Below are 24,404 nucleotides of genomic sequence, written 5' to 3'. Positions count from 1 at the left end.
CGAAGCAAAAGCAGCCAAGGTTGAGAAATTCTTGTGCCTGAACTTCCAGTAGGGAAAGTGGAAAATTGGATGTGCAAACGTGGGCAGCAGCATCAAGGGAGAGAGCCCGACACATTCCAAGGCGGAGGATACTTGCTGGACATAGAGAGCCCAAGAGGCAAGGGCCCGTTCATTTCCCCTGCGATACCGGTTTCCCCAAAGCAGCTCACCAAGTACCAATCGCTCATCGCCAAGCGATGCAAGCAAAGCCTGTACGGGAAGTGCACGATAATCGAAAGGAGGAAGCGGCAGGTTGTCGACCATGAAAGCATGTTCGGCTCCGCCATGGATGGTGACCAGTTCCTCCATGCTCCTTCCAAGCTGTTCGCCGGTCCCCCGCTGATACGCCATTGCATCCAGAAGCCTGAGATAGAGCATTGCCGATGAACGTTGCATATCGGGCAAGAAACCCAAAAGACCATCCATGCGGCTCTTTCTCGCCCACGAGAGAACCGCTCCGGCGCTTATCGGATCGAGTCCGTTCTCCAGACAGCGGGTAGCCAGCTGCTGCACACTGCGACTGTCAAAAAGCTCGAGATTCGATCCCAAGGCCATGGCGCTTTGCAGGTCCATCGAGGACTTCTCCTCACAGACAGGACCAGAGAGAACCTCGGGACGCCCCTCTTTTTCAGCCGAGCGCGGGCAGAGTCCCCACAGCCGGCCATCGATGCGCATCGAATAGTTGTCAATGGCGGCCCAACCATGATGGTTCGCCTTTGCAAGGAGTGCCAAAGACCCTTGTTTTGCTACCGTTCGGCAGATTCGTCTCTTGCTCATCGCCTTCAGCGAGGATTGGACCAGCAGTCCGAACCGATGAGGATCATAGGACTCCCTTCCCGCTGTGGTCGTATCGAGAGAAAAAAACTTGATGTTCTTCAAACCGAACACCAAGGCAGCGCCGCCGCATCGAATGTTCTGGTTGTCTACGACAAGAGAGGCATGGGCAACCTGGTGCTCGCCTGCCGGACCGATACAGACCACATGCTTGGAGGCAGCCCGCTTGGCAACCTCAACGGTGGTCAGGTTGTGGAATTCCTCGGCTGCAGCAAAGCTCACCCCTCCATCATGGATCCTGAAGCTCATGAGTCTGCGAGCACGACCGGTGATGACCAGTGCACAATAGCCGGCACCCGCGATTGCACCCGCAAGCGGAGAAGAAGCACTTGCGACGGCAATTTTTCCTGTCAGGGGACTTTTCGTGACAATGGTGCAGGAGGTTGGACAGGGCATGGACAGGTCGGCAGCCGCTCCGGGTGCAAAGACAACCGGATTGCCGCTCTCATAGTATTTATCCCCTAGTTCTGCAACGACTGCAAATCGTTTCCATAGCTGAAGGGCAAGCAATCTTCCCCCAAGGTATGCCTTGGCATCAGCTTCAGACAACGGAATAACTTCACATGATTCCGATGCGATATCTATATGCAATACCGAGCGTTGCCGATACGGGAACGCCAATGTACGCTTCTTTTTCATATACAAAGGGTACCTACCTCACACGTTGCTGTCAATCAAAATCCGGGTGTTTTTACTGGAGTGACAAGTATAGCATGAATTTACAAAAATTGCTTTCCCCTTGCCGCTGGTATCTCAAGCCTGTATTATTTACCCATGAAACAGATTCAAGTGACGATCCATGGCCAAACCCTCTCCTTGCCGATCGGCTCTACCGTTGAGGATGTATTGCTCAAAGCCCAAGTCAAGGAAACCTGCAGGCATCCGGTCTACGAAGACAATCCCTTTGTAGGAGCGCTGGTCAACCACGAGTTGCACTCCTGTTCCCGGTCTTTGGTTGCCGACTGCACGGTGGAACCGGTTCGCTTGTTCGGTGATATGGGCAAGCGTATCTACCGCCACTCGATTTGCTATCTTTTGTGTGCCGCTGTTTCCATGCTCTATCCGGCACGCCGCCTGGTGATCGGGCATTCACTGGGTGACGGCTACTATTTCAGCTTCGATGACGAGTTGACACTCAGCCGAAACGACATCCTTGCCATCGAACAGGCGATGCGTACATTGGTTGAGCAGAATCTGGACATCGAGGAGATCACACTGACGTATGAGAACGCCCTCACCTATTTCGAGCAGAATCATTTCGACCAGACTGCAGCGCTCCTTTCGACCCGCAATGAGCCGAAGGTGAACCTCTACCGCCTCAGCGGGTACCTGGACATCTCCTATGAACCCCTGCTCAGCAAGACGGGGTTGATGAGGGTCTGGGAACTCAAGCCGTATCAGGAGCGCGGCATGCTGCTGCGCTATCCCAGGTCGCACAACATCAAGGCCCTTGATCCGTTTGTAGACAACCCACTGCTCTTCTCGGTCTTCAAGGAGTACAAGGCGTGGGGGAGCATTTTGGGCGTCCAGTCGCTGGGCCAGCTGAACCAGATGGGCAACCAGAACACCGTGGAATCGTTCATCAGGCTGGCGGAAGCCCTGCAGCAAAAGAAAATTGCCAACATTGCCGACCAGATCAATCTGCACAGCAGTGTCAAAGCGGTTCTTATAGCAGGTCCTTCCTCTTCTGGAAAAACCACCTTTGCCCACAAGCTGGGAATCCAGTTGCAGGTATTGGGTAAAAAAACCATAAAGATTTCACTGGACAGTTACTATCTTCCACCCAGCCAGGCCCCTAAGGACGAATTCAACAAGCCCGACCTGGAGGCTCTCGAGGCCCTCGATGTTGCAAAATTCCAAGCGGACATTGCAAGCCTGTTCAGAGGCGAGGCGGTACATCTGTGCAAGTTCGATTTCAAAACCACAACCCGCAGTTATGAAGCAGAACCGGTACAGATGGACAAGCGGACAATCCTGATCATTGAAGGCATCCATGGGATGAATCCCCAACTCACTGCGTCACTTGAGAGCGATTTGCTCTTCAGGGTATACATCTCAGCCCTTACCCAGCTGAACCTCGACGACCACAATCGAATCAGTACAACCGACAATCGAATCATTCGACGCCTGATCAGGGACAACCGCACCCGGGGGACGAATGCTGAGACCACCCTCAACATGTGGCCGTCGGTGCAGCGAGGCGAAGACCGCTACATTTTCCCGTATCAGAACAATGCAGATGTACTGATCAACAGTGCCCTCGATTATGAGTTGGGGGTGTTGACCACCTATGCCCAACCATTGCTGAAAATGGTCAAGCCTTCGGCAGGTGCAGCCTATGAGACGGCTCGCAGGCTGCTCAGGTTCCTGGAGCATGTAAATCCCATCCCCGATACGTTAGTGCCACCGGACTCCCTGCTCAGGGAGTTCATCGGCGGCAGCGAGTTTGACGTCATTTGACGAAGGAGCATGTATGGAACTCTACGATTCCAGACAGATTGATACCCACGCGTTGGAGACGAGACTGGGAAAGCCGGTCAAGCTGTATGAAAAGTCGGTTACCAGCCTCGGTGAGTGCATCATTGCAATGATCCGCTGTGATACAACCAAATACATAGTCGCTCATGGCAGTGGGCCGGTCTTCGATGAGTTGGCAGGCGAAGCTGGACAAATGATCAAGATTTGTCCTGCCGACCATGCAAACCGCCTTGTCCTGAACAAATACCTGCCGTACACCGCCCCGGTGGCCAATACAACCAAGCGGCCGTCGCTGGGCTTGGGCGACCGGCTCGGCCAAGCGACAGCCGGTCATATCCAAGCCTTGCAGGGCACGAATGTGTTCCCCTTCTTCGCTCAGCAGTCGATCAGGGAGCTCAACTTCACCGGCCGCAGCTTTGATGATGTCATCGATGCCGCCGCCTACGCAGTTTTCCAAGAGGGCTATACGACCGGTTACGGTGCCGACGGCGATCACCTGAAGAGGTGTGAGGATATTGAGAAATCACTTTCCCAAGGTGCTACGATGATCACCCTCGACTCCTCCGAACAAATAGACAACTTGATCCAATCCTTGGACGAAGAGGCACTTCTCGGACGTTATCAACAGCTGGACCATGAGATACGGGAACGGTTCGAGAAGCTGTATCAGGAGCAGTTGTTCACCATAGGAGAAGAGGTGATCAAACTCGACCGCATGCATCTGATGCAGGACGTACTGACCTATCACAAGGCCTTGGATTTCATTCAGATGGTCTATGAGAACTATATCCGCACCTCATCCAAGCCGATTGATTTCGAGATCTCCATCGACGAGACCGACACCCCGACCAATCCCAAAAGCCACTTGTTCATCGCCTTGGAGCTGAAGAGAAGGCAGGTCGCTGTCTCCACCCTGGCACCCCGTTTCATCGGAGAGTTCCAGAAAGGAATCGACTATATCGGGGACTTGGAAGAGTTTGGCGCAGACCTTGCCCAGCATGCAGCCATCGCCAACCACTTCGGCTACCGGCTGAGCATCCACTCCGGCAGTGACAAGTTCAGCATTTTCCCCATACTGGCGAAGACCATCAAGGGGAGCTTCCATGTCAAGACCGCCGGGACAAACTGGCTCGAGGCGGTCAGGCTGGTCGCCTTGAAGGACCCCGGCCTGTACCGCAGGATGCACGCCCATGCCCTGAAGCGGTTTGCCGATGCAAAAAAATTCTACCATGTAACCACCAAGCTCGACCGCATCAATGCTTTAGAGGAGGTGCAAGACAGCGAGCTTTGGCGCTATCTGGAGGATGACAATGCACGTCAGCTTCTCCATATCACCTACGGCTACCTGCTAAAGGACACAAACGAGCAGGGTGGCAGCCTGCTCGGTGATGAGCTGTTCAATTTGCTTGCACGGGAGGAACAGGAATATCAGTCGCTGCTGGCCAAACATATAGGCAAGCATCTTTCCTTGTTGGGATTCTCCAAGCAATGACAGGTGAGGCGGCCTTTCGGCCGCCTCATCTCCTTACACGTTGTAGATGTGCTTGTACTCGTCGAAGAGTTCGCTCACCGCCTGCTTGCATTTCCCGCAGACCGTACCATACTCGGTGATTTCCTGCAGTTGCTCCAGGGTCTTTGCCTGCTTGGTTTTCACCAGGTCCTCTATCTGGACATCAGTGACATTCTTGCATTCACAGATGGTCTTGGCTACATGCTTCTTGAAGGGGTTCTCCCTCCCCTGTTTTGCCAGATAATCATCAATGGCGGCACGCAAGGCTTTATCACCAAGCACCGAGCAGTGGAACTTGTGTTCCGGCAACCCTCCCAAGGCTTCGGTGATCGCGGTAGGAGTGAGGTGGTAGGCTTGCTCAAGGGTGAGGCCGATGGCCATTTCACTCATCATGGAGGTACTTGCAATGGCAGAGGCACAGCCATAGGTGAGCCATCTGAGGTCTGCAATCTTGTCATCCTTGACCTTGATCAAGACTTCCATCTGGTCCCCGCACGCCAGCGATCCGACATTCCCGATACCATCAGCATCAAACTGCTCGTCCTCCCTGAGGGTATTCCTGGGATTCATAAAATGGTCCTTCACCACCGGGGTGTAGACCCATTGGCTCATAAAATTGGTCATCGTGTTGACATCTCCCTTAAACGCTTGATAATCGGCGGCAGCTTCTCCAGGACATAGGCAACGTCCTGTTCGGTGTTATAACGGCCGAAACTGAACCGGATGGAGCCGTGGGCAAGCTCGATATCCACCCCGGAGGCCAAAAGTACATAACTGGGTTCAAGCGACCCGCTTGCACACGCACTCCCGGTGGAAACCATAATTCCTTCCATATCGAGATAGAGCAGGATGGACTCCCCTTCTGCATGAGGGAAGGAGACGTCAAGGGTGCCGGGCAGGCAGTGTTCCTGATTCCCGTTGACCACCACGTTGCTGATACGCTGCAGAATCCCGAGTCTCAGCATCTCCCTGAGCTTCCAGAGCTTCTCCTGCTCTTCTTTCTGATCACGCTGGGCGATGGAGGCAGCCACTCCCATGCCGACGATGGACGGGGTGTTATACGTCCCCGCCCGCTTTCCACCTTCCTGGTGTCCGCCATGCACCAAAGGCGTATAGGGAGCCTTGGCCTTGACGGCCAATGCACCCACACCTTTGGGTCCATAGAATTTATGGGAGGAGAGGCTGAGGTAATCGACTCCCAGTTCCCGCATCGAAACAGGTATTTTCCCGATGGCCTGCGTGGCATCGGTATGTACATATGCTCCAACTTGGTGGGCGAGCCCGGCAATTTCCGCAACCGGTTGGATGGTCCCGATCTCATTGTTCCCCAGCATCACCGAAACCAAGGCGACATCCTCGCCAAGAAGGCTCTTCATGGCATCCATGTTCACCATTCCCGTATGGTCGACCGGACATTCATCAACTTTGTAGCCGTGTTGTTTCAGGTATTTGACCGTCTCGATGATCGATGGGTGCTCGATGGTGGTGGTTACCATTCGATTGCGCTTCGAACCGATGTCGATGCGCTCCTTAAAGATATTGAATACGGTATTGTTTGCTTCGCTTGCCCCGCTGGTGAAGACGATCCAGGAAGGCTCGGCATCGATGAGGGAAGCAAGCGATTGCCTGCTCTGTTCGATGGCTAGAGCTGCCTGACGTCCTGCCATGTGCATGCTGGAAGCATTCCCGTAAAGCATATTTGCCTGATGTACTGCTTCGATGACATCTTCATGCATCGCAGTAGTCGCATTATTATCCAAATAGATCATGTGCTGTTCCATAATAAAACCTCATATACAACATAGTGAAGCATGACCCAAAGGGTCAATGTGCACCCATTTCACGCGTGAAATGTATTGTACAGAGGTTCGTCGGAGTCTTCGGAGGGGCAAGTCTTGCTATGAATGAAGCGGATGAAGCGCCGCTTGGCAAATCGCAGATGATTCTTTCGGGCCCACGCCACATAGCCGCAGCTTTCGGGCAGGTAGGAAGCGAACATCGCCTTGAGCCGGGTCATCTTCCGACAGCGGGTGCAACGGACAAACCGCTGGGCATATACCTTGCACTGCTTGGTCGCCGGGTCGAAAAATTCACACCAAGAATCCAGGTCTATGACAAGGTTGCGGCCGTATACAGCCTTCTCATGGCAACAGAGCCCGCACTTGGTGCATTTCTCCTCCCAACACTTACCCACAATCGACCTCCCGGCTCATCTCATCGAGGACCAGTTGCACCTTCTGGTGCACCGGAGGAAGAATGGAAAGGGCGGTTACGCTGATATATCCATCGCGTACAGCCTGAAAGTCCGTAAATTGGGTGTCGCACCGTTGTATCGGCTCCACTCCCCCCTTGAGGGAGAGCACCACCGAAGTTCCGAAGCGAACGGATGCAGAGTCAAAATACCGATGCTCCTGTTCACGCTTGGTCTCAACCGCATCATGGTATTCCAGGTAGCTGAGCACGCCGCTCTTCCACTTGCCGTTCCCGTTACCGGGAACATTGATATTGATGATGCACTCGCTGCTGGTAAGCGGATGGAACTGCTGTAGGTGTTCCACCACAAAGGCGGCGGTTCGGGTGAAGGGGAATGAGCCGTCCTTGCTCCTACTGCAACTGACGGCCATCGAACGCAGCCCTGTCAAGGCTGCTTCGCGTGCAGCCCCCACTGTCCCGGAATAGAGAATGTCGGTGGAAATATTGTAGCCATGATTGATGCCGCTGATCACCAAGTCGGGTGTCATGGGGAAAATCCTGCCTTTGGAGGCGTAGAGGATGCAATCGGCGGGGGTCCCGCTGCAGTGATATCGGTTCTCTGCATACTCGGTGATGACAATCTCACCGCGAAGCGTCATGGAATGGCTGCTGGCACTGCGCTCCGTTGAGGGTGCACATATCCAGACATCGTGTCCTGCCTGCACCAAAGCGTCGGACAGCGCAGCCAGTCCTTCACTCTGATACCCATCATCATTTGTCAGCAGTATTTTCATCTATGCTCAGGCAGCACAACTTTTGCAGCTTCATGCCCGCCATAGATATACCAACGGGGATGAAAACCAAAGATATGCTCGTAGTCCTCCAGACGGCTAATATAGCTTGGAAGTGCCTGTTTACTCAAGAGGACCATGATGTTGCCGGAAAAACCATTGGATATCTGGACCGATCCGAGGCATCCATTGAGTTCTGAAGCACGTTTGGTAAGCCAGTCGACCTCAGGACAGGTAACCTCGAGCAGGTCTCTCAATCCCGCCTGAACCCGGTTCATCAGCTTGCCGTACTGGGGGGCGTCCTTGGAGGTCAACAGGGAGGCTGCATCATTTGCCAGATGAGACTCCATCAGTACATATTCGCAGATATGGCGGGCTTCCTCGTCAAGGGGAACGATGCGTGCAGAGAGCTCGCTTTCAGGAAAGTCCCGCAAGAAACCACCGCTCTTCAGTTCCTTGAGCTTGGCGAAGGCACGCTCGATGGCGCGTCTTTTACTGTTGATTTCCTCACGCATCGCGTTCGGAGAAATCTTGCTGTCCACCACGATGGCGACATACTCGTCATTCTCCTCGGTAAAGGGAAAGGGAATTTCCTTATACGTTACATGCTGCAAGTCGTAGAAGAGCACCTTGGAAGGCTTTCCGTTGAGCATCGTCAAGAGATCGCTGATCTTGCAAGCTTCATTATTGAAAGCGGTACAGGCTTGGTAGGCGATTCTGATCATGGATGTCATTCCGAGATTCAGGCCTAGCAAGGCATCCAGGGCGATGACGGTTCCCAATGAGCAAGCGGTACTGACCATTTGGTTGTCACTGTACAATAGGCTTCCTTCCACGGTGATGTTCAAGCCGGTAAAGGAGACCCCCTCATTGCCAAGAACTGCGACGACACCCTTCAGATAGTTGCCCCACCGATCCTCCTTGCGGTACTTTATGGTACCCAAGGAGAAGCGTTTTCGGTCATTGAGGGTTGCATTGGTAAGTCTCACCAGCTGGTCGTCACGAAGTGAGACCGATACAAACAGTGTCGAGGCATCGGTACCGACGAGCGACCACCCCTTGCATGCATCCGCATAGCTACCCAGCAGGGTACAAGTACCCGGCACTTGAGCTATTACGAGAGGAGTCTCTCCGTACTCTTTGTTATGTTGCTTGATGACGTTATCCATGCCCCAACCTAATTTTTATGCGTCAATTTTAGGATACTTGTCAGCATAATGCAACAAAAAAACCTATTTTAGTATAACCTGCCGACTCAGCATTTCTCAATCCCTTCGATAGATGCACGAATTGTGTTGCTAATACCTTAAAAAAGCCACCATTGCTGGTGGCTTTCTGGTACATGCTTATTTTTCCAAACCGTAGCGCTTCTTGAAACGTTCGATGCGTCCAGCGGTGTCAACCATTTTCTGGGTACCGGTGAAGAAGGGGTGGCAAGCAGAGCAAATTTCCAGCTCCAAGCTCTTGGAAGTCGTCTTTGTCTTGATCACGTTGCCGCAGGAGCAACGAATCTCAGTCAATTCGTAGCGGGGGTGAATTCCGTCTTTCATGTTCAAATTCCTCCAGGAATATATAATCTGCTGGCTGTACGCAGCAGACTGGTGTCACATTTTCTTGGTCCTAATAGCCTGCGGAGTTCGTAGGAATCCCGGTGTTAATAGAGCGTAAGAACGCCTCATTATCCTTTGTCTTCCGTATTTTGTCAATGAGGAACGGAGTCATCTCCTGGTCGTCCATATCATTGACTGCATTGCGGGTGAGCCAGATTCTGGCAGCCTCATCAGGAGGCAGCAAAAGGTCTTCACGCCTGGTTCCGCTTTTCTTGATGTTGATGGCAGGCCAGAGCCGCTTGTCGGCAAGCCGGCGGTCGAGAATGATCTCATTGTTGCCGGTACCCTTGAACTCCTCGAAAATGACTTCGTCCATCCTTGAGCCGGTTTCGATCAAACCGGTTGCAATAATGGTAAGGCTCCCGCCGAACTCGATGTTTCGAGCTGCACCAAAGAAGCGCTTGGGTTTGTGCAGGGCATTGGAGTCGACACCACCGCTGAGGATTTTTCCACTCGCAGGTACCGTCTGGTTGTATGCACGGGCGAGACGGGTGATGGAGTCGAGCAGAATCACGACATCCTTCTTGTGCTCAACAAGCCGCTTGGCTTTCTCTATGACCATCTCGGCAACCTGGACGTGGCGGCTTGCCTGCTCGTCGAAGGTGGAGGCGATAACCTCACCGTTGACGTGACGCCGCATATCGGTCACTTCTTCAGGCCGCTCATCAACCAAAAGGACCATCAGAACGACTTCCGGATGATTGGTACTGATGGAGTTGGCGATTTTCTGAAGCAGGACAGTCTTGCCTGTTCTCGGGGGGGCGACGATCAAGGAGCGCTGGCCTTTACCGATGGGACAGAACATATCGATGATGCGAACCGACATATCCTCTTCAGCTGTCTCCAGTTTCAATCTCTGATCAGGGAAAAGCGGAGTAAGACTATCAAAAGGAACACGCATTTTTGCCACAATCGGCTCATCGCCGTTGACTTTGAGAATCTTGAGAATTGCAAAGAAGCGTTCATTCTCACGCGGGGTGCGCACCTGTCCATACACTACATCACCGGTTTTCAAATACAGGCTCTTGATCTGGGCGGGAGAGACATATACGTCCTCCTGTCCTGAGAGGTAGCTGTTGGCGGGGGAACGAAGGAAACCGAATCCGTCGGGAAGAATCTCAAGGGTACCGGTACCCACGATCACCCCACCGCTGGAACTGTGAATCCTAAGAATCTCGGCAACAATCTCCTGCTTGCGCAAATCGAGAATGGTATCCGGATTCAATCCCTTCTCGATGCCTACTTTGCGCAGTTCATCAATGGACATATTGGTATAGTGTTCAAGCTGGAGGACCGGCGCCTCGGGGTGTTCCTCGATATTCAAGTCAAAAGAAGGTTCTTCATTTTGATTCTGGCGCATGGGACGGTTGGGGCCGAAGCTCTGGCTCTTTTGGAAAGAGCTCTTGGGATGGCGGCTTTGCTGGTTGCGGTTACTGCTTTTGTTGTATTGAGGATTCTTTCGGTATTGATTCTGGTTCTGGTTTTGAGGCTTCTGCTCACTCTGGCTCGGTTTCTGGGACGGCTGAGCCTCTTGCTGGACTTCAACCTGGGGTTGCTGCACTATAGATGAAGCTTCCTCATTCACCGGCTGTTTCGTCTGTACAACGTCAAAGTCGAGCTGGGGTTGCTGGTCGTCCTGCACCTGAGGATTGTCATCCTTCAGCTTGACGCCGGCCTTCTTGGGTCTGCCCCTTCGATTTTTCTGCTCCGGTGACTCACTCGTTTCTTCTTGTTGTTCGGCACTCTGATCAGCAGCATATTCTGATGCTTTTGCAGCCACAGGGCTTTTTTTACGGGTGATACGTCGTACCGGTTTCTTGCCCTTTTCGGGCTCGGAAGGTACAGACAACGCTGCTTCAGTTTGCACTAATTCTTCGGAAGACATAGGATAAACTCCAACGGAACAAGGATTTATACGTACCCAAAAGGTACATCGACAACCCAACTCCTAAACTGTGATACAGGATGTAAGAATATGCGGGATTATAATTAACGATATATACGGATAACTTCCCGCGATTGGTACTCTAAATATATTGCCACTTCTTCACAGTGTCAAGCAAGCAAGCTCCTTTGATGTACTGACTTGCAAGAATCAAGGCAACCACGGAGGCCTTTCTTCTGATAGAATCACGACCATAGGAAGTGAGTTGCACCTTCACTGCTGCACTCGAGCGATGTTTGGAGGCAAAACCAAACCATACGGTTCCGACCGGTTTCTCGTTGCTGCCGCCATCGGGGCCGGCTATGCCGCTGACAGACAACGCCCAGTCAGTATGTGAACGGTTGAGCATACCCTGTGCCATCTCCAACACACAGGCCTCACTGACGGCCCCATGAGCCTGCAATGTTTCGCTACGCACCCCGAGCATGGCGATTTTCGCCTCATTTGCGTACGTGACCGCCCCACCATAGAACCAGGCTGAGCTTCCACTCTGGTCGGTGAGCAACTTTGCGACAAACCCCGATGTACAACTTTCAGCACAGCTGATCGTCTCACCCCTGGCTACAAGCAAATCCGTCAAGAGCTGGGCGGGCATGACATCGCCGTCCACCAACAATGACGGCCCGACCAAGGCCTGGAGGCGTTTGGCCATCTCAAGACGCTCCTCCTCATCGCCTCCCACCAGATACAGGCTGATTTTGAGGTCCTGAAACCGGGTGCCCCACTGAAGGCCGTTGAAGGTAACCTGTCTGCACAATTCCTCCAGTTTTGCTTCAGGAATCAGGAAGGTGGAGTATTCAGTACGTGAAAAGTCATCATGTCCGATCAGCTGGGCCAGGTAGGGCAATACCTGGTCGAAAAACATGGGATCCATCTCCCTGGGAGGCCCGGGCATGGCAATACAGACAATCTCGCGCTCGCCATCAGGGATGATACCCCTGAAGCCGGCTGCCGTTCCATGCGGATTGGGTATGGCGGTGAACCCCTGGGGAATCATGGTCTGCTGTTCGTTGGCCCCCCAAATCCTCTCACCGATGCGTGCATACAATGCATCAAAGGTTGCTTGGTCACGTACCAAGGGCACCTGTGCCATGTGGGCGACAATGCTGCGCGTAAGATCGTCGCTGGTGGGGCCGAGCCCGCCGGTGAGAATGACAATGTCACAGGTGTCGATGCACTCCTTGAGCACTTCCTCGATGGTTCCATCGTCGGGAACCAGGACCATGCGGTCGACCCGGTAGCCGAGCTGTGTCAGCTGGCTGGCAAGGACCTGGCAGTGTTTGTCCGCAATGACACCGCGGGTCAACTCAGTCCCGATGATAAAGAGTGCTGCACTGATATAGGTCATGTTCTGTTCTGCCTTCTCTCTCGTATGAAGTGTATGAGGTGATACAGGGCTCCCAAGCCAAGCAACAAGAACGACAGGTAGATGGCCAAAAAGGCGAACCAGTCGATATGCCGGGTGTAGAAGGTGAGACCATGACTTTCACCGGTGAATACCGGAACATCATAGATATGCCAACCTACCTTGAAGGGCTCCATTGGGTCGATGATTTTTCCGGTTACATCGATGACGCACGTCATGCCGCTGTTCGTACCACGAACGGTGGTGCGTCGATTCTCGATGGAACGGAACACAGCAAGGCCAAGATGCTGCATCTCGGCCGAGACGGCCTTCGACCAGCCATCGTTGGTCATGTTGACGATGACATCGGCCCCATTTGCCACAAAACCGGCATTCAGATAGCCGAAGACGTCCTCGAAGCAGATCGGGGTGGAGAATTTTATCCCTTCCTCGGTTTCGAACACCACGCTTTCATACCCCTTTTCCCACCAGTTGTAGTCATTGGCCAACAACAGGTTGTAGAGCAATGGCAGCTGTTTCTCATAGGGGAAGTGTTCGGTGAACGGAACAAGGTGTTGTTTTCGATAGGTATTCTTGATCTTGCCATCCTCAAAGAAAATGACCGTGTTGTAATCCTTGCGGTTCCAACTGCCGTCTGCAAGCAGGGCGGGCTGGGAAGGGTCGTCGATGACGCCCTCGGGGTTGCCGGTCACCAGAGGCACGGGCAGGGATTTGCCGAAGGCGACGAACTCCTCGACCAAGGCCGAGGTCGCAGGGTCGGAGGGGTAATTCTCATGCCATGCAACCGAAGGGACGAATGCGGTCTCAGACCACAGGATGATGTCGGGATCGGCCTGCAGGGCCTCAAGGCTCATGCGACGCAGATTGTTGAAGTTGTTCTTATAGGTTGTGTACCCGCCCTTCCAGGTATCGGCGCTGTGTTGGATGGTTGCAACCCTCCAGGTCTTTTCAGGCTCCTGGGATCTCCAATAGGAGATGCTGGCAAAACCATAGACAAGGATTGCAATCAGAACAACTGCATAGCCAATCAAAAAAACCAGATGCTGCTTCAGATACGAAGCGAAACCATCCAACCGATTGCGATACTTCTCGAACAGGATGAATGCCAAAAAGGTTTGAGGGAGAACCATCATGAACGTGACACCCCAGACACCGGTGAACTCGGCAATCTGGATGAAGGGAAGGTATTGGTAAGCTGCACTACCAAGGGTCCCGTAGGGGTAGCCTGCAAACCAATCCTGGCTGATGTATGAGTAGGCTACCCAAATGATGCCTTCCACGATATAGCCATACTTCTTGAACAGCTTCTGGGCAGCCTTCAATGCAGGAAACAAGACAGCCATCTCACCGCCCTTGATGATGGGAACGATCAGGATGGCGAGGGGATGGAAGGTCTTCAGCCAGTAATTGAAGAAGAGATAGAACATGAAGCCATACAAGAACCCATACACAGGCGTAAGTTTCCAGCTTGTGTTGCGAATCACCGCAAACACAGGAATCAAGGCGAAGAACCCAATAAAACCGAACCCGTTGACCGATATGAGGCCGGGAAAGGCCAATGAGTAAAGAAACGCCGCTGCCAATAACACAAAAACCTCAGAACATACCGTTCCGAGGTTCCGTCTGGGATGCAAATCAACCAAGAGATGTTCTCCTATTGCAAAACACGTGAAACTCAGTCGTTCTCCGGCTTGTTGTCACGCAATTCCCATACATAATCCTTGAGTTCTTTGCCAGGACGGAAAATTGCGACCCCGTGTGTCTCGACGGCAACTATGGCACCAGTCTTGGGGTTGCGAGCTTTCTCTCTGCCTTTGCGGGTACGAACTTCAAAGGTTCCAAATCCACGGAGCTCGATGACTTGATCGTTCTTCAAGCCTTCTTTCACTTCTTCGAAGAACTCATCGATAATCTTATGGATATCGGCTCTATTCAGTCCATGCTTCTCATAGAGACTCTCAATAATGGCTGCTTTTGTCAATTTTGGTCCTGCCATAGTAACTCCTTAACTCACAATATTTGCAAAAGAACATAAGCCGATTCCACAATCGACCTGATTTCATGAGACGGTTATGCCTGGGCGGCAGCCTGGTTGTTAAACTTGTTGTACTTGGCCTGCAATCTGGATTTCTTGCGGCTGGCGGTGTTCTGATGGATAATTCCCTTGCTTGCAGTTGTATCAAGCAGTTTGAGACTCAAGGCCAGGGCAGAAGCAGCAGTATCCTTGTCATCGGAGGCCACAGCGGCTTCAAACTTTTTGATTGCAGTGCGCATAGTGCTCTTGGCTGCACGATTCCTCATTCTCCTGACGCTGTTCTGTCGCTCTCTTTTCTCAGCAGACCTGTTAATCACGTAATACCTCCAAACATATTACCTTGAATACGTAGTTATTTGTATGAAATATGAAGTCGGCAACACAGGGCCGACGGTGTAAAAACATATCACAGTCTATAAAATCGGTCAATACAATGCTTTACTTCAGTTTGACAAAAATTCATCTGTATACTCCTTGGTTATCTCCCAACGACTGGCTTCCTCGTTGAAAAATACCGCTGAATGAGGGATTGTCAGCATCCGGCCCTCACTGCCACTGAGCTGGATCCTTTTTGAAAGTATGTTGACTTCTGATACTTTCATCAACTCGAACCCAACTTTCAATTTACTTCCTTCTGGAGGATACTTGCGTTTTTCCTCCACATAGAAGTCGAATTCGTAGGAGAGACAGCAAAGAAGCCTGCCGCAAGGACCGGAAATTTTCATTGAATTGAGTGACAAATTCTGTTCCTTGGCCATTTTGATCGAAACCGGATTGAGTTTATCCGTTACGCTATGGCAACAGAAATCCCTTCCGCACACAGCCAGACCGCCGAGCACCCGACTTTCATCGCGCACCCCGATTTGGCGCAATTCGATACGAATACGGAACACAGAAACCAAATCCTTGACCAGCTCCCTGAAGTCCACCCGGACATCTGCAGTAAAAAAGAAAATGATTTTCGGCTCCCCGAGCAAAAAGTGGGCGGTCACCAACTTCATGTCCAGTTTGTGATAGGCAATCTTCTCACGACAGATCCGCATTGCCTCATCCTCTTTTTCCATCAGCTCCTGATATCGGTCCAGGTCAGAGGGCGTCGCCAGGCGGTCGATCCACAGGATTTCTCCTGTCAGGTCCACTTCCTGAGGGTCCGGCTGAGGATTGCAGCCTGCGCAGGAGTCACAGGGATCTTCGTCAGGCTCAGAACTGAACAAGATCTCCATTTCCTCTGCAGGTTCTGCACTTTCAGCTTCACTCTCATCCTTGGGCATGCACTCACCATGCAGGCAGGCACCCCGGCACTGGTCGCAACCGGGAGTATACTCCTTGCCCAACCTGTCCGCACTCGTCATGATCACTCCCAAATCCAACCCATACCGGGTAGGCGCCACTACCGAAGTGCCGGGGTACAATACTGAATCCCAGGCACAGATGCAGGTCTCGTTGGATGAAGGGTTCTTTACCAAATATATATAACCTCTTGAAGGTCTGGTTCGCTGACTTTGACCTTCGGGGGCACGCATTCGTTCTTTTTTCATGCAAATCCTTTGCCAAAAGGGCTCTAACGTTGTAAAGCTACCACGTGGACAAGAAATTGTCAAACTGTATATCAAGAGATCTAAGTGATTTACTGTATACGAGTTACAACATTGACGGCTGGATTTGGGCATGGTATAGTCTAGTCACATCTCCCCTTATGTTGAGAATGCATCTCAAGGAGTCGGTATGCAACTGTTTGATACGCACGCCCATATAGGATTGTTGCAGGATGACAAGATGGAGCAATTGCTTGCAGTCCAACTTGCGAAAGTCAAGTCGGTCAAGCACGTTGTGAGCATCTGCAATAGTCTGTCTGATTTTGAGCGCACCTATGCAAACCTTGAGAGTTCTGATTCTGTCTATCATGCGGTGGGAGTCTCCCCCACCGAGGTCACCAATCCAGGCAAGGACTGGGAGGAACGGGTAATCACCCATGCCCAGCAAAAGAAACGCATCGTCGCCATCGGAGAGACCGGTCTGGACTACTATCATATGTTCGGCGGTGACAAGACACTGCAGATCGAGCTGCTCCTCAAACATCTGGAAATTGCCCGTCAGCTCAATCTTCCGGTCATCATCCACAATCGCAATGCAGCCGAGGACCTGTTGCCCATCCTTGCTGAAAAACTCCCTCCAAAGGGTGGAATCCTCCATTGTTTCGGCGAGGATTGGACGTTTGCCAAACAAGCTCTCTCGCTCAACTTGATGTTCTCTTTCGCAGGAAACCTGACATTCAAGAACAGCAGAAGCCTGCAAGAGGTTGCAATGAAGCTTCCTGGTGACAGAATTGTCATAGAGAGCGAGGCGCCGTTCATGACGCCATACCCCTACAAGGGAGAACGGAACAAGATCCACTATCTGGTTGAAACAGCCAAAGTCCTTGCCTCTCTCAGGCAGACCTCCCTTGAAGAGCTTTCTGAAAGCCTTTATGCTAACAGCCTGAAGGCATTTTCCCTTCCAAAGGACGTATGAACGAACAGCAATTATTTCACCCGGTCAACATAGGAAATGTCAAGATTGAGGGGAATCTCTTTCTTGCACCGTTGGCCGGATATACGGATATTCCATTCAGGACCCTCTGCATTGAGGAGGGGGCAAATTTCACCTTCACCGAGATGGTAAGCGCTGAAGGACTTTCCCGTGAGGGAGAGAAAACCTTGGAATTGATGCACCGCGCCCCGAATGAAAAGCAGTATGCCATCCAGCTTTTCATGAGCAATACGGATTCGCTGAAACAGGCGCTCGAGCAACTGATGCCCTTCAAGCCAGAGGTCATCGACATCAATTGCGGCTGTCCGGTTCCCAAGGTTACCAAGACCGGCGCAGGATCGGCCATGATGAAAACACCTTCCTTGATCACCGAGGTGGTACGAACCATAACCGATGAAGTCGATATTCCCGTTTCGGTCAAGTTCCGTACCGGCTGGGATGCCCAGAGTGAAAACTTCCTTGCATTCGCCCAAGCCGCACTGGACGGGGGTGCATCCGCACTCACCCTGCACGCCCGTACCCGCAGCCAAGGGTATGCACCCTTTGCCGACTGGACCAAGCTGACCGAGCTCAAGCACTACTGCACCAGCCATGCATACCAGGTTCCGGTGTTCGGTTCAGGCGATCTCTTCGCAGCCGAGGATGCAAAACGGATGTTGCTGCAGACGGGAGTGGATGGCGTCATGTTTGCCCGCGGAGCCATCGGCAATCCCTTTATCTTCTCCCAGGCAAAGGCACACCTTGAAGGCAGGCCGATGAAAGAAATAACCAAGGCGATGCGCGTACAAGCAATACTCCGACATTTGGACATAATGATCGAGACGTACGGAGAAAAGACAGCGTGCACCTTGATGCGCAAGCATACCTGTTCCTATCTCAAGGGAGTTCCCAATACGTCGACTGTAAAACAAGCCGTTGTACAGGCTGTCAAGCGTGAACATTACACAGAGGCTCTCAGCCCACTTGTTGACCTATGAAGCCGTAAAATGGTACGTTTATTAGAGTAATCTGAGATTGAGGAAGTGCAATGAGAGTATTAGTGTTAGGTTCAGGAGCCAAGGACCATGCCATTGCATGGTGGTTCTCACAAAGCCGTCTGATCAACGGGTTATTCGTTGCTCCGGGCAATGTGGGGACAGAGTCCATCGCCACCAATCTTGCCATCGATCCTTCAGACCCCAAGCAGGTTCACGAGGCCTGCACAACCAACGATATTGACTTTGTGTTCGTCGGTACCGAGGCGCCTTTGTTCACCGGAGTCATCGACTATCTCAACGAGAGAGGGATCGATACATTCGGTGCTCCAAACAGGGCGCTGAAGCTTGAAGGCGATCGAAACTTCAGCCGCATGTTCACCGACAGGCACAACATTCCCACTCCCACCCACGTTCTGTTCGACGATGAACACACACTTTCCGAATACCTCAAGCGTCACGAAGGCGAGCGTTTTGTCGTCAAGAGCAATGCCATTGCTCCCAGCCGCGTCATGATTGATTCCTCAGACTACAACTCCTTGATGGAGTTCTCAAAAAGCATTCTGGCTACCAGCCCGATTATTTTGGAAGAACACCTGAAAGGACTTCCCATCACTGTCACCCTCTTTTTGGACAACAAGGGATATCTTTCCCTGCCGACCTGCAGCGACTACATGAAGTCCGAGGAGGGAGGCCTTCCCACCGGCGGCATGGGTTCGATTTGCCCGGTCCCCCTTCAGGAAGAGGTGAGCCAGGCGTTGGTCGACACCATCATCGAACCCACTTTGTTCGGCCTGAAAGCCGAGCGGATGGCCTACAAGGGTGTACTGACGATTAGTGTCATCATCACCAATCGCGGTCCGATCCTGGTCGATTACCACGTTCGTTTCAATGATCCGGCAGCCCAAGCCTTTGTTCCTCTGATCAAGACCGATATCGTCGACATTCTCAATGCAATGAAGCACGACACCCTTTCATCCATCTCCTTGGAAGTATCAACCAAGTCCGCTGTCGCCTTGGTTGTAGCCTCGGAGGGATATCCTGGAAAACCAATCATCGGCAAAGTCCTCGATCCTATGCCTGCTTCCTTGATGCTCAACACCTTTGAGGGAGCACCCCGCTACTACTTTGGCGGAGTACAGGAGAAGGACGGAAAACTTGTCACCACCGGTGGACGTTGCGTAACGGTTGTCGGTGTTGGATACAATATCATGAATGCAAACAAAAACGCTTATAAAGGTGTCAAGCACGTGAATTTTGAAGGGGCTTGGTACCGTAAGGATATCGGAGATAGGTTCTTCGAGAACTGAATCACATATACAGGTTTGCAACAGTTCTATTCAGCCCGGCATATTCCTGATGCAGGGCTGTTTTTGTTTGCAAGTTTGTCATAGTTGAGGATAGAATTGCGGTACGTGAAGTTGAGGACACCATGGAGTTGATTGCAGCTGAGATTGTATCCTTTTTTATTGTTGCAGGCATCCTCTTCGAGCATCGCCGTTCCCAAAAAGGTTTCATCCAATCGAGAGAAGACCCCATCAACCCGGTTGGATTCTCCTATCTGTTTTATCTGGTGGTATCGATCATCACACACCTTTCCATGCGGGGGTACCTGTATCTGGTTCCTTGGTTTTCAATGGGGATAACCCTCACTCATATGCTGGCCATCCCCACGTACATCCTGTTCTGGATGCGCGCCATCGAACGGCGCCTCCTGCCTAAACAGAGATTTCGCATCCTCGAACGTGTGCAGTTCGGCATGCTCGGTCTTGCAGCGATTGCCACTTTCTCCGACCTTGCATTCCACAGGCTGTTTATCTTCTCTGAAGCCGGACGGTACATTGAGGGTTCGGGCTTGCTGTATCTGAACTACTTAAGCGGGTTGTTCATTCTCATTCAAGTAATTGCCCTGTTCTATCGGTGGCGCCGAATCCCCAGTTACATCCGCATGCTTTTTCTTTTCTCATCCCTCTTTTTACTTCTCTCCCTCGTCTTCTTTGAATGGTTCCGCCAACCGTATCTCTTAGGATTGAGCAGTACCTTCATGCTGCTGCTGAGTTACCTGGTATGGCAAAGGCGAGAGCTCAGTCTGGATTTATTGACCAGAATCCCCAATTACACAGCATATATTGAACATCTCAAGCATGTGGTGCTCACACACCAGAAAACCACCATCCTGATGCTGGACATCGAGAATTTCCGCTTGATCAACAGCCGTTATGGGAATTCCCATGGTGATATCTTTTTGCAGCGTTTCGCTGCAAAGCTCAGTGCATTCAATACGCAGGGGCCGGCCTATCGGTTGTTCGGCAATCGGTTCGCCCTCATTCTTCGCCGGCAAAGCCATAACGGTGTTGTTCGAATTGTCCAAGCCATCAGGGCCATTACAAGCGAGGGCTTTGTCATCGATGGTGCACATATCACCTGTCATGTAAATATCGCCATTGTAGAAACACCGCTGAAAACCAATACCCTTGAGGAAATTGTCGATTCACTGGATTTTACCATGGCGGAAATCAAGGAAAGACGCAGGCTCCCGGTTATTATCTTCAACCAAAAATTAGTTCCCCTGCGACAAAGAAAGCTCGATATCCTCTCAGTTCTCAGGAGGGCTGTGGTTCAGGAATCGATGGTCAAGGTATTCTACCAACCGATCATTGCAACGAAGGACAACCGTATTGTTGCCGCTGAAGCGTTGATGCGCATTGAGGATGAAAGGCTGGGCATGATTTCACCCGGAGAGTTCATCCCAGCAGCAGAGATGGCAGGCCTTATCTCACCATTGACGGAGATAATGGTACGCAAGGTTTGTTCCCTGTTGACAAGATATGCAAAGCAGGTCGCGCTCATTTCCCACATTTCCATCAACATCTCGGCAGAGGACTTGCATTCCACCGATTTCTCCCGTCGCATTTTGGATGTCATTGAGCACAGCGGTGCAGATGCCCGGAAAATCAGCTTCGAGGTGACTGAGTCAATATTGCTTACCCCATCTGATTCTGTGGAAAAGAATTGGAAAGCTATCACCGATAAAGGAATCCGCTTCCTGCTTGATGATTTCGGTACTGGTTACTCCAATTTGGAGACTCTGGTCAGCAAGCCGTTCGATATCGTCAAGCTTGACAGGAGCGTTGTATCGAACGCAACCAACAGATATGAGCTGCTTGCTCTCATTACGGGCATGCTTACACATCTTAAAAAGGGAATGGTTGCAGAAGGGGTCGAGACAGCTGAACAGCTTGAGGTGGTAAAGCAGGTGGGAATCCAATTTGTACAGGGCTATTATTTTTCCAGGCCGGTACCCGAGGAGCAGTTCTTGTCATGGCTGTCGGGAACCATGTTCATCATACCACAAGCCTAAAGAAATGAGGCCTCGTACCCCAACGAAGCCTCATCACCGACCATTCCCCCCTCTCAAGACTGGCGGCCACCTCCCCAGGCAGCCGCCATCTGTTCGCTTCCCCCACGCAAAGGGAACGATCTGAAGAAATCGTCTCAGAACTCTCTCAGAAAGAACAATGCCTAGAAGGAAACACAAAACATATTCTCTCTGTATCTCCATCCTACTCTCAGTTACCCTCTGCCGTCAATGAATACCGTATCAGGGCACCCTTAATTCTAGCAGTGTACTATGCTCGCTAGAATGAAAAGGTAGTCCCCATGACAAACTGCACATCCCATGTATGAGGATTAAAAGCTTGCTGACTCTGCAGATATGAGCCTTTCGCCAACACTGAAACCTGTGCATACACCTGCCAGGCTGTGCTAAACCCCACATCCAGCGCTCCTGCAAGCGTGGCGATGAACGAGGTATGTATCACATCGTCGCTGAACATCGTGGTGCCATACTCACTGGAGCTGTCGTCAAGAACCGTAAACATGTCAACACCTCCCTTCAGCACCCCGGTCACAGCCAATGACAAGCTACCCTCGTCTGCAACCTTGTAGAGCGTCCGGGCATGGAGCACAAGGGCATCGCCACCGTAGGGAGAGCCGATGTAATCCAGCTTGACTGCATTCCACGCATTGGTATTCAATCCTGCATATCTGCGAGCCATCAAGAAATCTACAATGTCGCGACGGTACATATGCGGCAGCGTCATGGAAGCTTCAATAGACGACTGCAACACCCCTTGGGCAAATGCTGCCGCATAATCCGCACCCAAAGACATTCCCCACGCCGGCAGTTCAGGATTGTCTCCTTCGTTGGGTGCAACTGCTTGGTCGAGAGCAAATTGCCCATACAGCCTGAAGCCTGCAAACGGCACATAGGCAAGCTCAATATGGGCGATTGCATTGAATTTATTGCGCTCGTTCAGATTGTGGAAAATAAACGACGGATTGAGAAACCGCAAGTCCAGCTTATCATCTTGGTACATGACATTTTCACTGACTGCAAAACTGACTTTGCTCCAAGGACGGAACTCCAACCGATGGGCCAGCAACATTCTCAGTATGGACGTGGATGCATGGTAGGTATCGAAGAAGACGACCAACGCTTCATACTTGAAATATTCCGAGTAGGTTGTGAAGCGAAGATACTCATGAAAATCAACATGGTCATCGAGAATGAAGTTCCCGATCTTGGAATTGCCCCAGGAAATTCTATCCCTGCTGAATGTGGCATTCCATCGCTCAGAGCCCAAGGAGATGACCGATCGCTTCGGGGTCTGGAAATCAATATGCGTAGTGGAGGTGATGATGTTGTTCGCATACCACTTTTCGTATTGCACCAGTTTGGTATTCTCGTCAACGTAATAGAGACCTGAATTCGCAGGGATAAGGGCCCCTACACTATCATTGGCGTCGAGATAATCGAGAGTATCGTCCTTCGTATGCAAGCCGTAACCATACTGCAAGTCGGAATAGGTGTAGAAGAAATCCGAGACAGCCATGTCCAAGCGTAGGCGCACCAACGGTTTTCTATCGACATAGGAGTAATCCCAAGCTCCGTAGGAGGAGAACTCCGAATTCGAATGTATGTAGTTCTCCACTGAGACATCGGCATAAGCGGAAAGTGAGAATCCGTCGGAGAAGTTCCAACGCAGAGGAGCCTCCACCTTCTTTTGAATGGACGTATACAGCGAATGAGCAACAGCCTGCAGGCTTTCTTTCCGCACGCTGCCCAAGATTGCTTGGGCCTCAGCTTTGGTCCAAGGCCGGGAACCGGAGGGAGTCCCCTTTCCTGCAAGCAGGTAAAGCAGATCCATGTCTTCATATACCGAGCTTGCAAGAGGGATTACCTGCGCCCCTACAGACGCAGGAAGGGGAAGAACAAAGGCAATAAACACTCCAAGACAGAGAACAATCCGCTTCAAAAAGGCTGTTCTCATAGTGAGTACGTTGCACCGAAGGTCAGCTGGATGTCTTTTGCACTATCACCGCTCTTGTTCTTGTAGTTCTTGATGGTGATGTAGTCAACCTGGCCGAAGACAGAGAGGCAATCGGAGAGCTGATACGAACCGTTGATACCGGCCACCAAGGTATGAGAGACGGCGTTGCGGCTTTTCCAAGAAGCGTCATTGTAGTTTCCGATACTGTCATTTCCGTCATCGGTGGGTGTGGTAACGATAGGAGCTTTGCCTGCTCCCACCTCACTATACACCGTAAACATGTCAAACGTACCGTGGGCCATATAGAATGCATTCGCTGATACATTCCATTTTCCGAACGACTTCATTCCACCGTTCACATTCACTACGAAGGCATCATTGCCGTACGTATAACCTAGGAACTGTGGATTGTAGTGTGTTCCTGTTTCATTGGTGAATTCTCGGATCACACCCACATAATTCAATCCATACGCATCATGATTACCCTCTGAAGGCCCGGAGTTCGAGGAGTAGCGGAGATAGAGATACGGATCGGTATATGCAGCCTCAAGAGACCCATACCCTACGCTCTTTTTCATGGGAAACACACCCTTTATTCCTGCCAGGTACCCGAAGGTGATGGGAAAGTTGTATGCAGTTGCGCTAGGAACAGCCTCCCCCGGCAGTGAGAACTCATCCACTGCCGCCTGGGCGTAGATGTTCAATCCCCGAACAGGAGTGTAGTCAAGCTCCAATCCAAGGATGGAGTTGGCATTGTTTCTGATGTA

The 24,404-nt window shown here is 51.6% G+C and carries 20 protein-coding genes and 1 pseudogene; 6 read left to right on the top strand and 15 right to left on the bottom strand.

What is annotated here, in order from left to right:
• Positions 1-1,512 (bottom strand): aldehyde ferredoxin oxidoreductase N-terminal domain-containing protein (locus B3F49_RS06185; RefSeq protein ID WP_293909799.1); only part of this gene is annotated, 1,512 nt, incomplete at its 3' end.
• A gap of 135 nt (positions 1,513-1,647) precedes the next feature.
• Between B3F49_RS06185 and B3F49_RS06180 the strand changes: the two genes are divergently transcribed.
• Both B3F49_RS06180 and B3F49_RS06175 read left to right on the top strand, forming a co-directional pair.
• Positions 1,648-3,333 (top strand): nucleoside kinase, encoded by a 1,686-nt coding sequence (locus B3F49_RS06180; RefSeq protein WP_293909797.1) that lies wholly within the window; start codon positions 1,648-1,650, stop codon positions 3,331-3,333.
• Between the two features lie 13 nt (positions 3,334-3,346).
• Positions 3,347-4,843, top strand: coding sequence for a tagaturonate epimerase family protein (locus B3F49_RS06175; protein WP_293909795.1), 1,497 nt, complete (start codon positions 3,347-3,349; stop codon positions 4,841-4,843).
• 33 nt (positions 4,844-4,876) lie between these two features.
• On the opposite strand, the gene B3F49_RS06170 is transcribed toward B3F49_RS06175, so the two are convergent.
• From B3F49_RS06170 to B3F49_RS06115, 12 genes are all read right to left on the bottom strand, one after another.
• Entirely contained in the window at positions 4,877-5,485 is a 609-nt protein-coding gene (locus tag B3F49_RS06170) for an iron-sulfur cluster assembly scaffold protein (protein WP_293909793.1), read from the bottom strand.
• Positions 5,482-6,642, bottom strand: coding sequence for a cysteine desulfurase family protein (locus B3F49_RS06165; RefSeq protein WP_293896760.1), 1,161 nt, complete (start codon positions 6,640-6,642; stop codon positions 5,482-5,484). Before B3F49_RS06165 ends, B3F49_RS06170 begins: the two co-directional genes overlap by 4 nt.
• Before the next feature lie 59 nt (positions 6,643-6,701).
• Positions 6,702-7,055, bottom strand: coding sequence for a hypothetical protein (locus B3F49_RS06160; RefSeq protein ID WP_293909791.1), 354 nt, complete (start codon positions 7,053-7,055; stop codon positions 6,702-6,704).
• Positions 7,048-7,848 (bottom strand): 5'/3'-nucleotidase SurE, encoded by an 801-nt coding sequence (gene surE / locus B3F49_RS06155; protein WP_293909789.1) that lies wholly within the window; start codon positions 7,846-7,848, stop codon positions 7,048-7,050. Before surE ends, B3F49_RS06160 begins: the two co-directional genes overlap by 8 nt.
• A complete protein-coding gene (locus B3F49_RS06150) occupies positions 7,845-9,014 on the bottom strand; it encodes a galactokinase (RefSeq protein ID WP_293896766.1) in 1,170 nt (389 codons plus the stop codon). Before B3F49_RS06150 ends, surE begins: the two co-directional genes overlap by 4 nt.
• A gap of 177 nt (positions 9,015-9,191) precedes the next feature.
• Positions 9,192-9,395: a 50S ribosomal protein L31 gene (gene rpmE, locus B3F49_RS06145; RefSeq protein WP_293896768.1), complete on the bottom strand. Its 204-nt coding sequence runs from the start codon at positions 9,393-9,395 to the stop codon at positions 9,192-9,194.
• A gap of 70 nt (positions 9,396-9,465) precedes the next feature.
• Positions 9,466-11,340, bottom strand: coding sequence for a transcription termination factor Rho (rho, locus tag B3F49_RS06140; RefSeq protein WP_293909786.1), 1,875 nt, complete (start codon positions 11,338-11,340; stop codon positions 9,466-9,468).
• 142 nt (positions 11,341-11,482) lie between these two features.
• Positions 11,483-12,748, bottom strand: coding sequence for a nicotinamide-nucleotide amidohydrolase family protein (locus tag B3F49_RS06135; RefSeq protein WP_293909783.1), 1,266 nt, complete (start codon positions 12,746-12,748; stop codon positions 11,483-11,485).
• Positions 12,745-14,409: an apolipoprotein N-acyltransferase gene (gene lnt / locus B3F49_RS06130; RefSeq protein WP_293909780.1), complete on the bottom strand. Its 1,665-nt coding sequence runs from the start codon at positions 14,407-14,409 to the stop codon at positions 12,745-12,747. The genes B3F49_RS06135 and lnt overlap by 4 nt, the downstream gene beginning before the upstream one ends.
• A gap of 32 nt (positions 14,410-14,441) precedes the next feature.
• Positions 14,442-14,762 carry an HU family DNA-binding protein gene (locus tag B3F49_RS06125; RefSeq protein ID WP_293896776.1) on the bottom strand — a complete coding sequence of 107 codons (321 nt, stop codon included), beginning with the start codon at positions 14,760-14,762 and terminating at the stop codon, positions 14,442-14,444.
• 74 nt (positions 14,763-14,836) lie between these two features.
• Positions 14,837-15,118, bottom strand: a complete 282-nt coding sequence (gene rpsT, locus B3F49_RS06120) for a 30S ribosomal protein S20 (protein ID WP_293896778.1) — start codon at positions 15,116-15,118, stop codon at positions 14,837-14,839.
• Positions 15,119-15,244: 126 nt separating this feature from the next.
• The gene (locus tag B3F49_RS06115) at positions 15,245-16,339 is read right to left on the bottom strand and encodes a PSP1 domain-containing protein (protein WP_293909778.1); all 1,095 of its coding nucleotides are present in this window, start codon (positions 16,337-16,339) and stop codon (positions 15,245-15,247) included.
• A 187-nt stretch (positions 16,340-16,526) separates the two neighbouring features.
• Here B3F49_RS06115 and B3F49_RS06110 point away from each other — a divergent pair, with 187 nt between their 5' ends.
• The 4 genes from B3F49_RS06110 (at position 16,527) to B3F49_RS06095 (ending at position 21,665) form a co-directional block, all read left to right on the top strand.
• Positions 16,527-17,312, top strand: coding sequence for a TatD family hydrolase (locus B3F49_RS06110; protein WP_293896782.1), 786 nt, complete (start codon positions 16,527-16,529; stop codon positions 17,310-17,312).
• Positions 17,309-18,307 (top strand): tRNA dihydrouridine synthase DusB, encoded by a 999-nt coding sequence (gene dusB, locus B3F49_RS06105; RefSeq protein WP_293896784.1) that lies wholly within the window; start codon positions 17,309-17,311, stop codon positions 18,305-18,307. The genes B3F49_RS06110 and dusB overlap by 4 nt, the downstream gene beginning before the upstream one ends.
• A 50-nt stretch (positions 18,308-18,357) precedes the next feature.
• Positions 18,358-19,614: a phosphoribosylamine--glycine ligase gene (purD, locus tag B3F49_RS06100; RefSeq protein WP_293896786.1), complete on the top strand. Its 1,257-nt coding sequence runs from the start codon at positions 18,358-18,360 to the stop codon at positions 19,612-19,614.
• 122 nt (positions 19,615-19,736) lie between these two features.
• Positions 19,737-21,665, top strand: coding sequence for a putative bifunctional diguanylate cyclase/phosphodiesterase (locus tag B3F49_RS06095; protein ID WP_293896788.1), 1,929 nt, complete (start codon positions 19,737-19,739; stop codon positions 21,663-21,665).
• 277 nt (positions 21,666-21,942) lie between these two features.
• On the opposite strand, the gene B3F49_RS06090 is transcribed toward B3F49_RS06095, so the two are convergent.
• Both B3F49_RS06090 and B3F49_RS06085 read right to left on the bottom strand, forming a co-directional pair.
• Positions 21,943-23,637, bottom strand: a complete 1,695-nt coding sequence (locus B3F49_RS06090) for a hypothetical protein (RefSeq protein WP_293909775.1) — start codon at positions 23,635-23,637, stop codon at positions 21,943-21,945.
• Positions 23,634-24,404, bottom strand: a pseudogene (locus tag B3F49_RS06085) (hypothetical protein); the annotation flags it as partial. The gene B3F49_RS06090 and the pseudogene B3F49_RS06085, both read right to left, overlap by 4 nt.

The sequence above is a fragment of the Sphaerochaeta sp. UBA5836 genome (assembly GCF_002432845.1).
Taxonomy (GTDB): Bacteria; Spirochaetota; Spirochaetia; order Sphaerochaetales; family Sphaerochaetaceae; genus Sphaerochaeta.
This window is presented reverse-complemented; position numbering and strand designations above follow the sequence as displayed.

Coding starts and splice junctions, on each gene's coding strand:
- B3F49_RS06125 (WP_293896776.1), bottom strand. CDS start 14,762: ATGGCAGGACCAAAATTGACAAAAGCAGCCATTATTGAGAGTCTCTAT.
- B3F49_RS06135 (WP_293909783.1), bottom strand. CDS start 12,748: ATGACCTATATCAGTGCAGCACTCTTTATCATCGGGACTGAGTTGACC.
- dusB (WP_293896784.1), top strand. CDS start 17,309: ATGAACGAACAGCAATTATTTCACCCGGTCAACATAGGAAATGTCAAG.
- B3F49_RS06170 (WP_293909793.1), bottom strand. CDS start 5,485: ATGACCAATTTTATGAGCCAATGGGTCTACACCCCGGTGGTGAAGGAC.
- B3F49_RS06095 (WP_293896788.1), top strand. CDS start 19,737: ATGGAGTTGATTGCAGCTGAGATTGTATCCTTTTTTATTGTTGCAGGC.
- rho (WP_293909786.1), bottom strand. CDS start 11,340: ATGTCTTCCGAAGAATTAGTGCAAACTGAAGCAGCGTTGTCTGTACCT.
- B3F49_RS06110 (WP_293896782.1), top strand. CDS start 16,527: ATGCAACTGTTTGATACGCACGCCCATATAGGATTGTTGCAGGATGAC.
- B3F49_RS06115 (WP_293909778.1), bottom strand. CDS start 16,339: ATGAAAAAAGAACGAATGCGTGCCCCCGAAGGTCAAAGTCAGCGAACC.
- B3F49_RS06180 (WP_293909797.1), top strand. CDS start 1,648: ATGAAACAGATTCAAGTGACGATCCATGGCCAAACCCTCTCCTTGCCG.
- B3F49_RS06175 (WP_293909795.1), top strand. CDS start 3,347: ATGGAACTCTACGATTCCAGACAGATTGATACCCACGCGTTGGAGACG.
- B3F49_RS06165 (WP_293896760.1), bottom strand. CDS start 6,642: ATGGAACAGCACATGATCTATTTGGATAATAATGCGACTACTGCGATG.
- surE (WP_293909789.1), bottom strand. CDS start 7,848: ATGAAAATACTGCTGACAAATGATGATGGGTATCAGAGTGAAGGACTG.
- rpmE (WP_293896768.1), bottom strand. CDS start 9,395: ATGAAAGACGGAATTCACCCCCGCTACGAATTGACTGAGATTCGTTGC.
- purD (WP_293896786.1), top strand. CDS start 18,358: ATGAGAGTATTAGTGTTAGGTTCAGGAGCCAAGGACCATGCCATTGCA.
- B3F49_RS06150 (WP_293896766.1), bottom strand. CDS start 9,014: ATGGATAACGTCATCAAGCAACATAACAAAGAGTACGGAGAGACTCCT.
- B3F49_RS06090 (WP_293909775.1), bottom strand. CDS start 23,637: ATGAGAACAGCCTTTTTGAAGCGGATTGTTCTCTGTCTTGGAGTGTTT.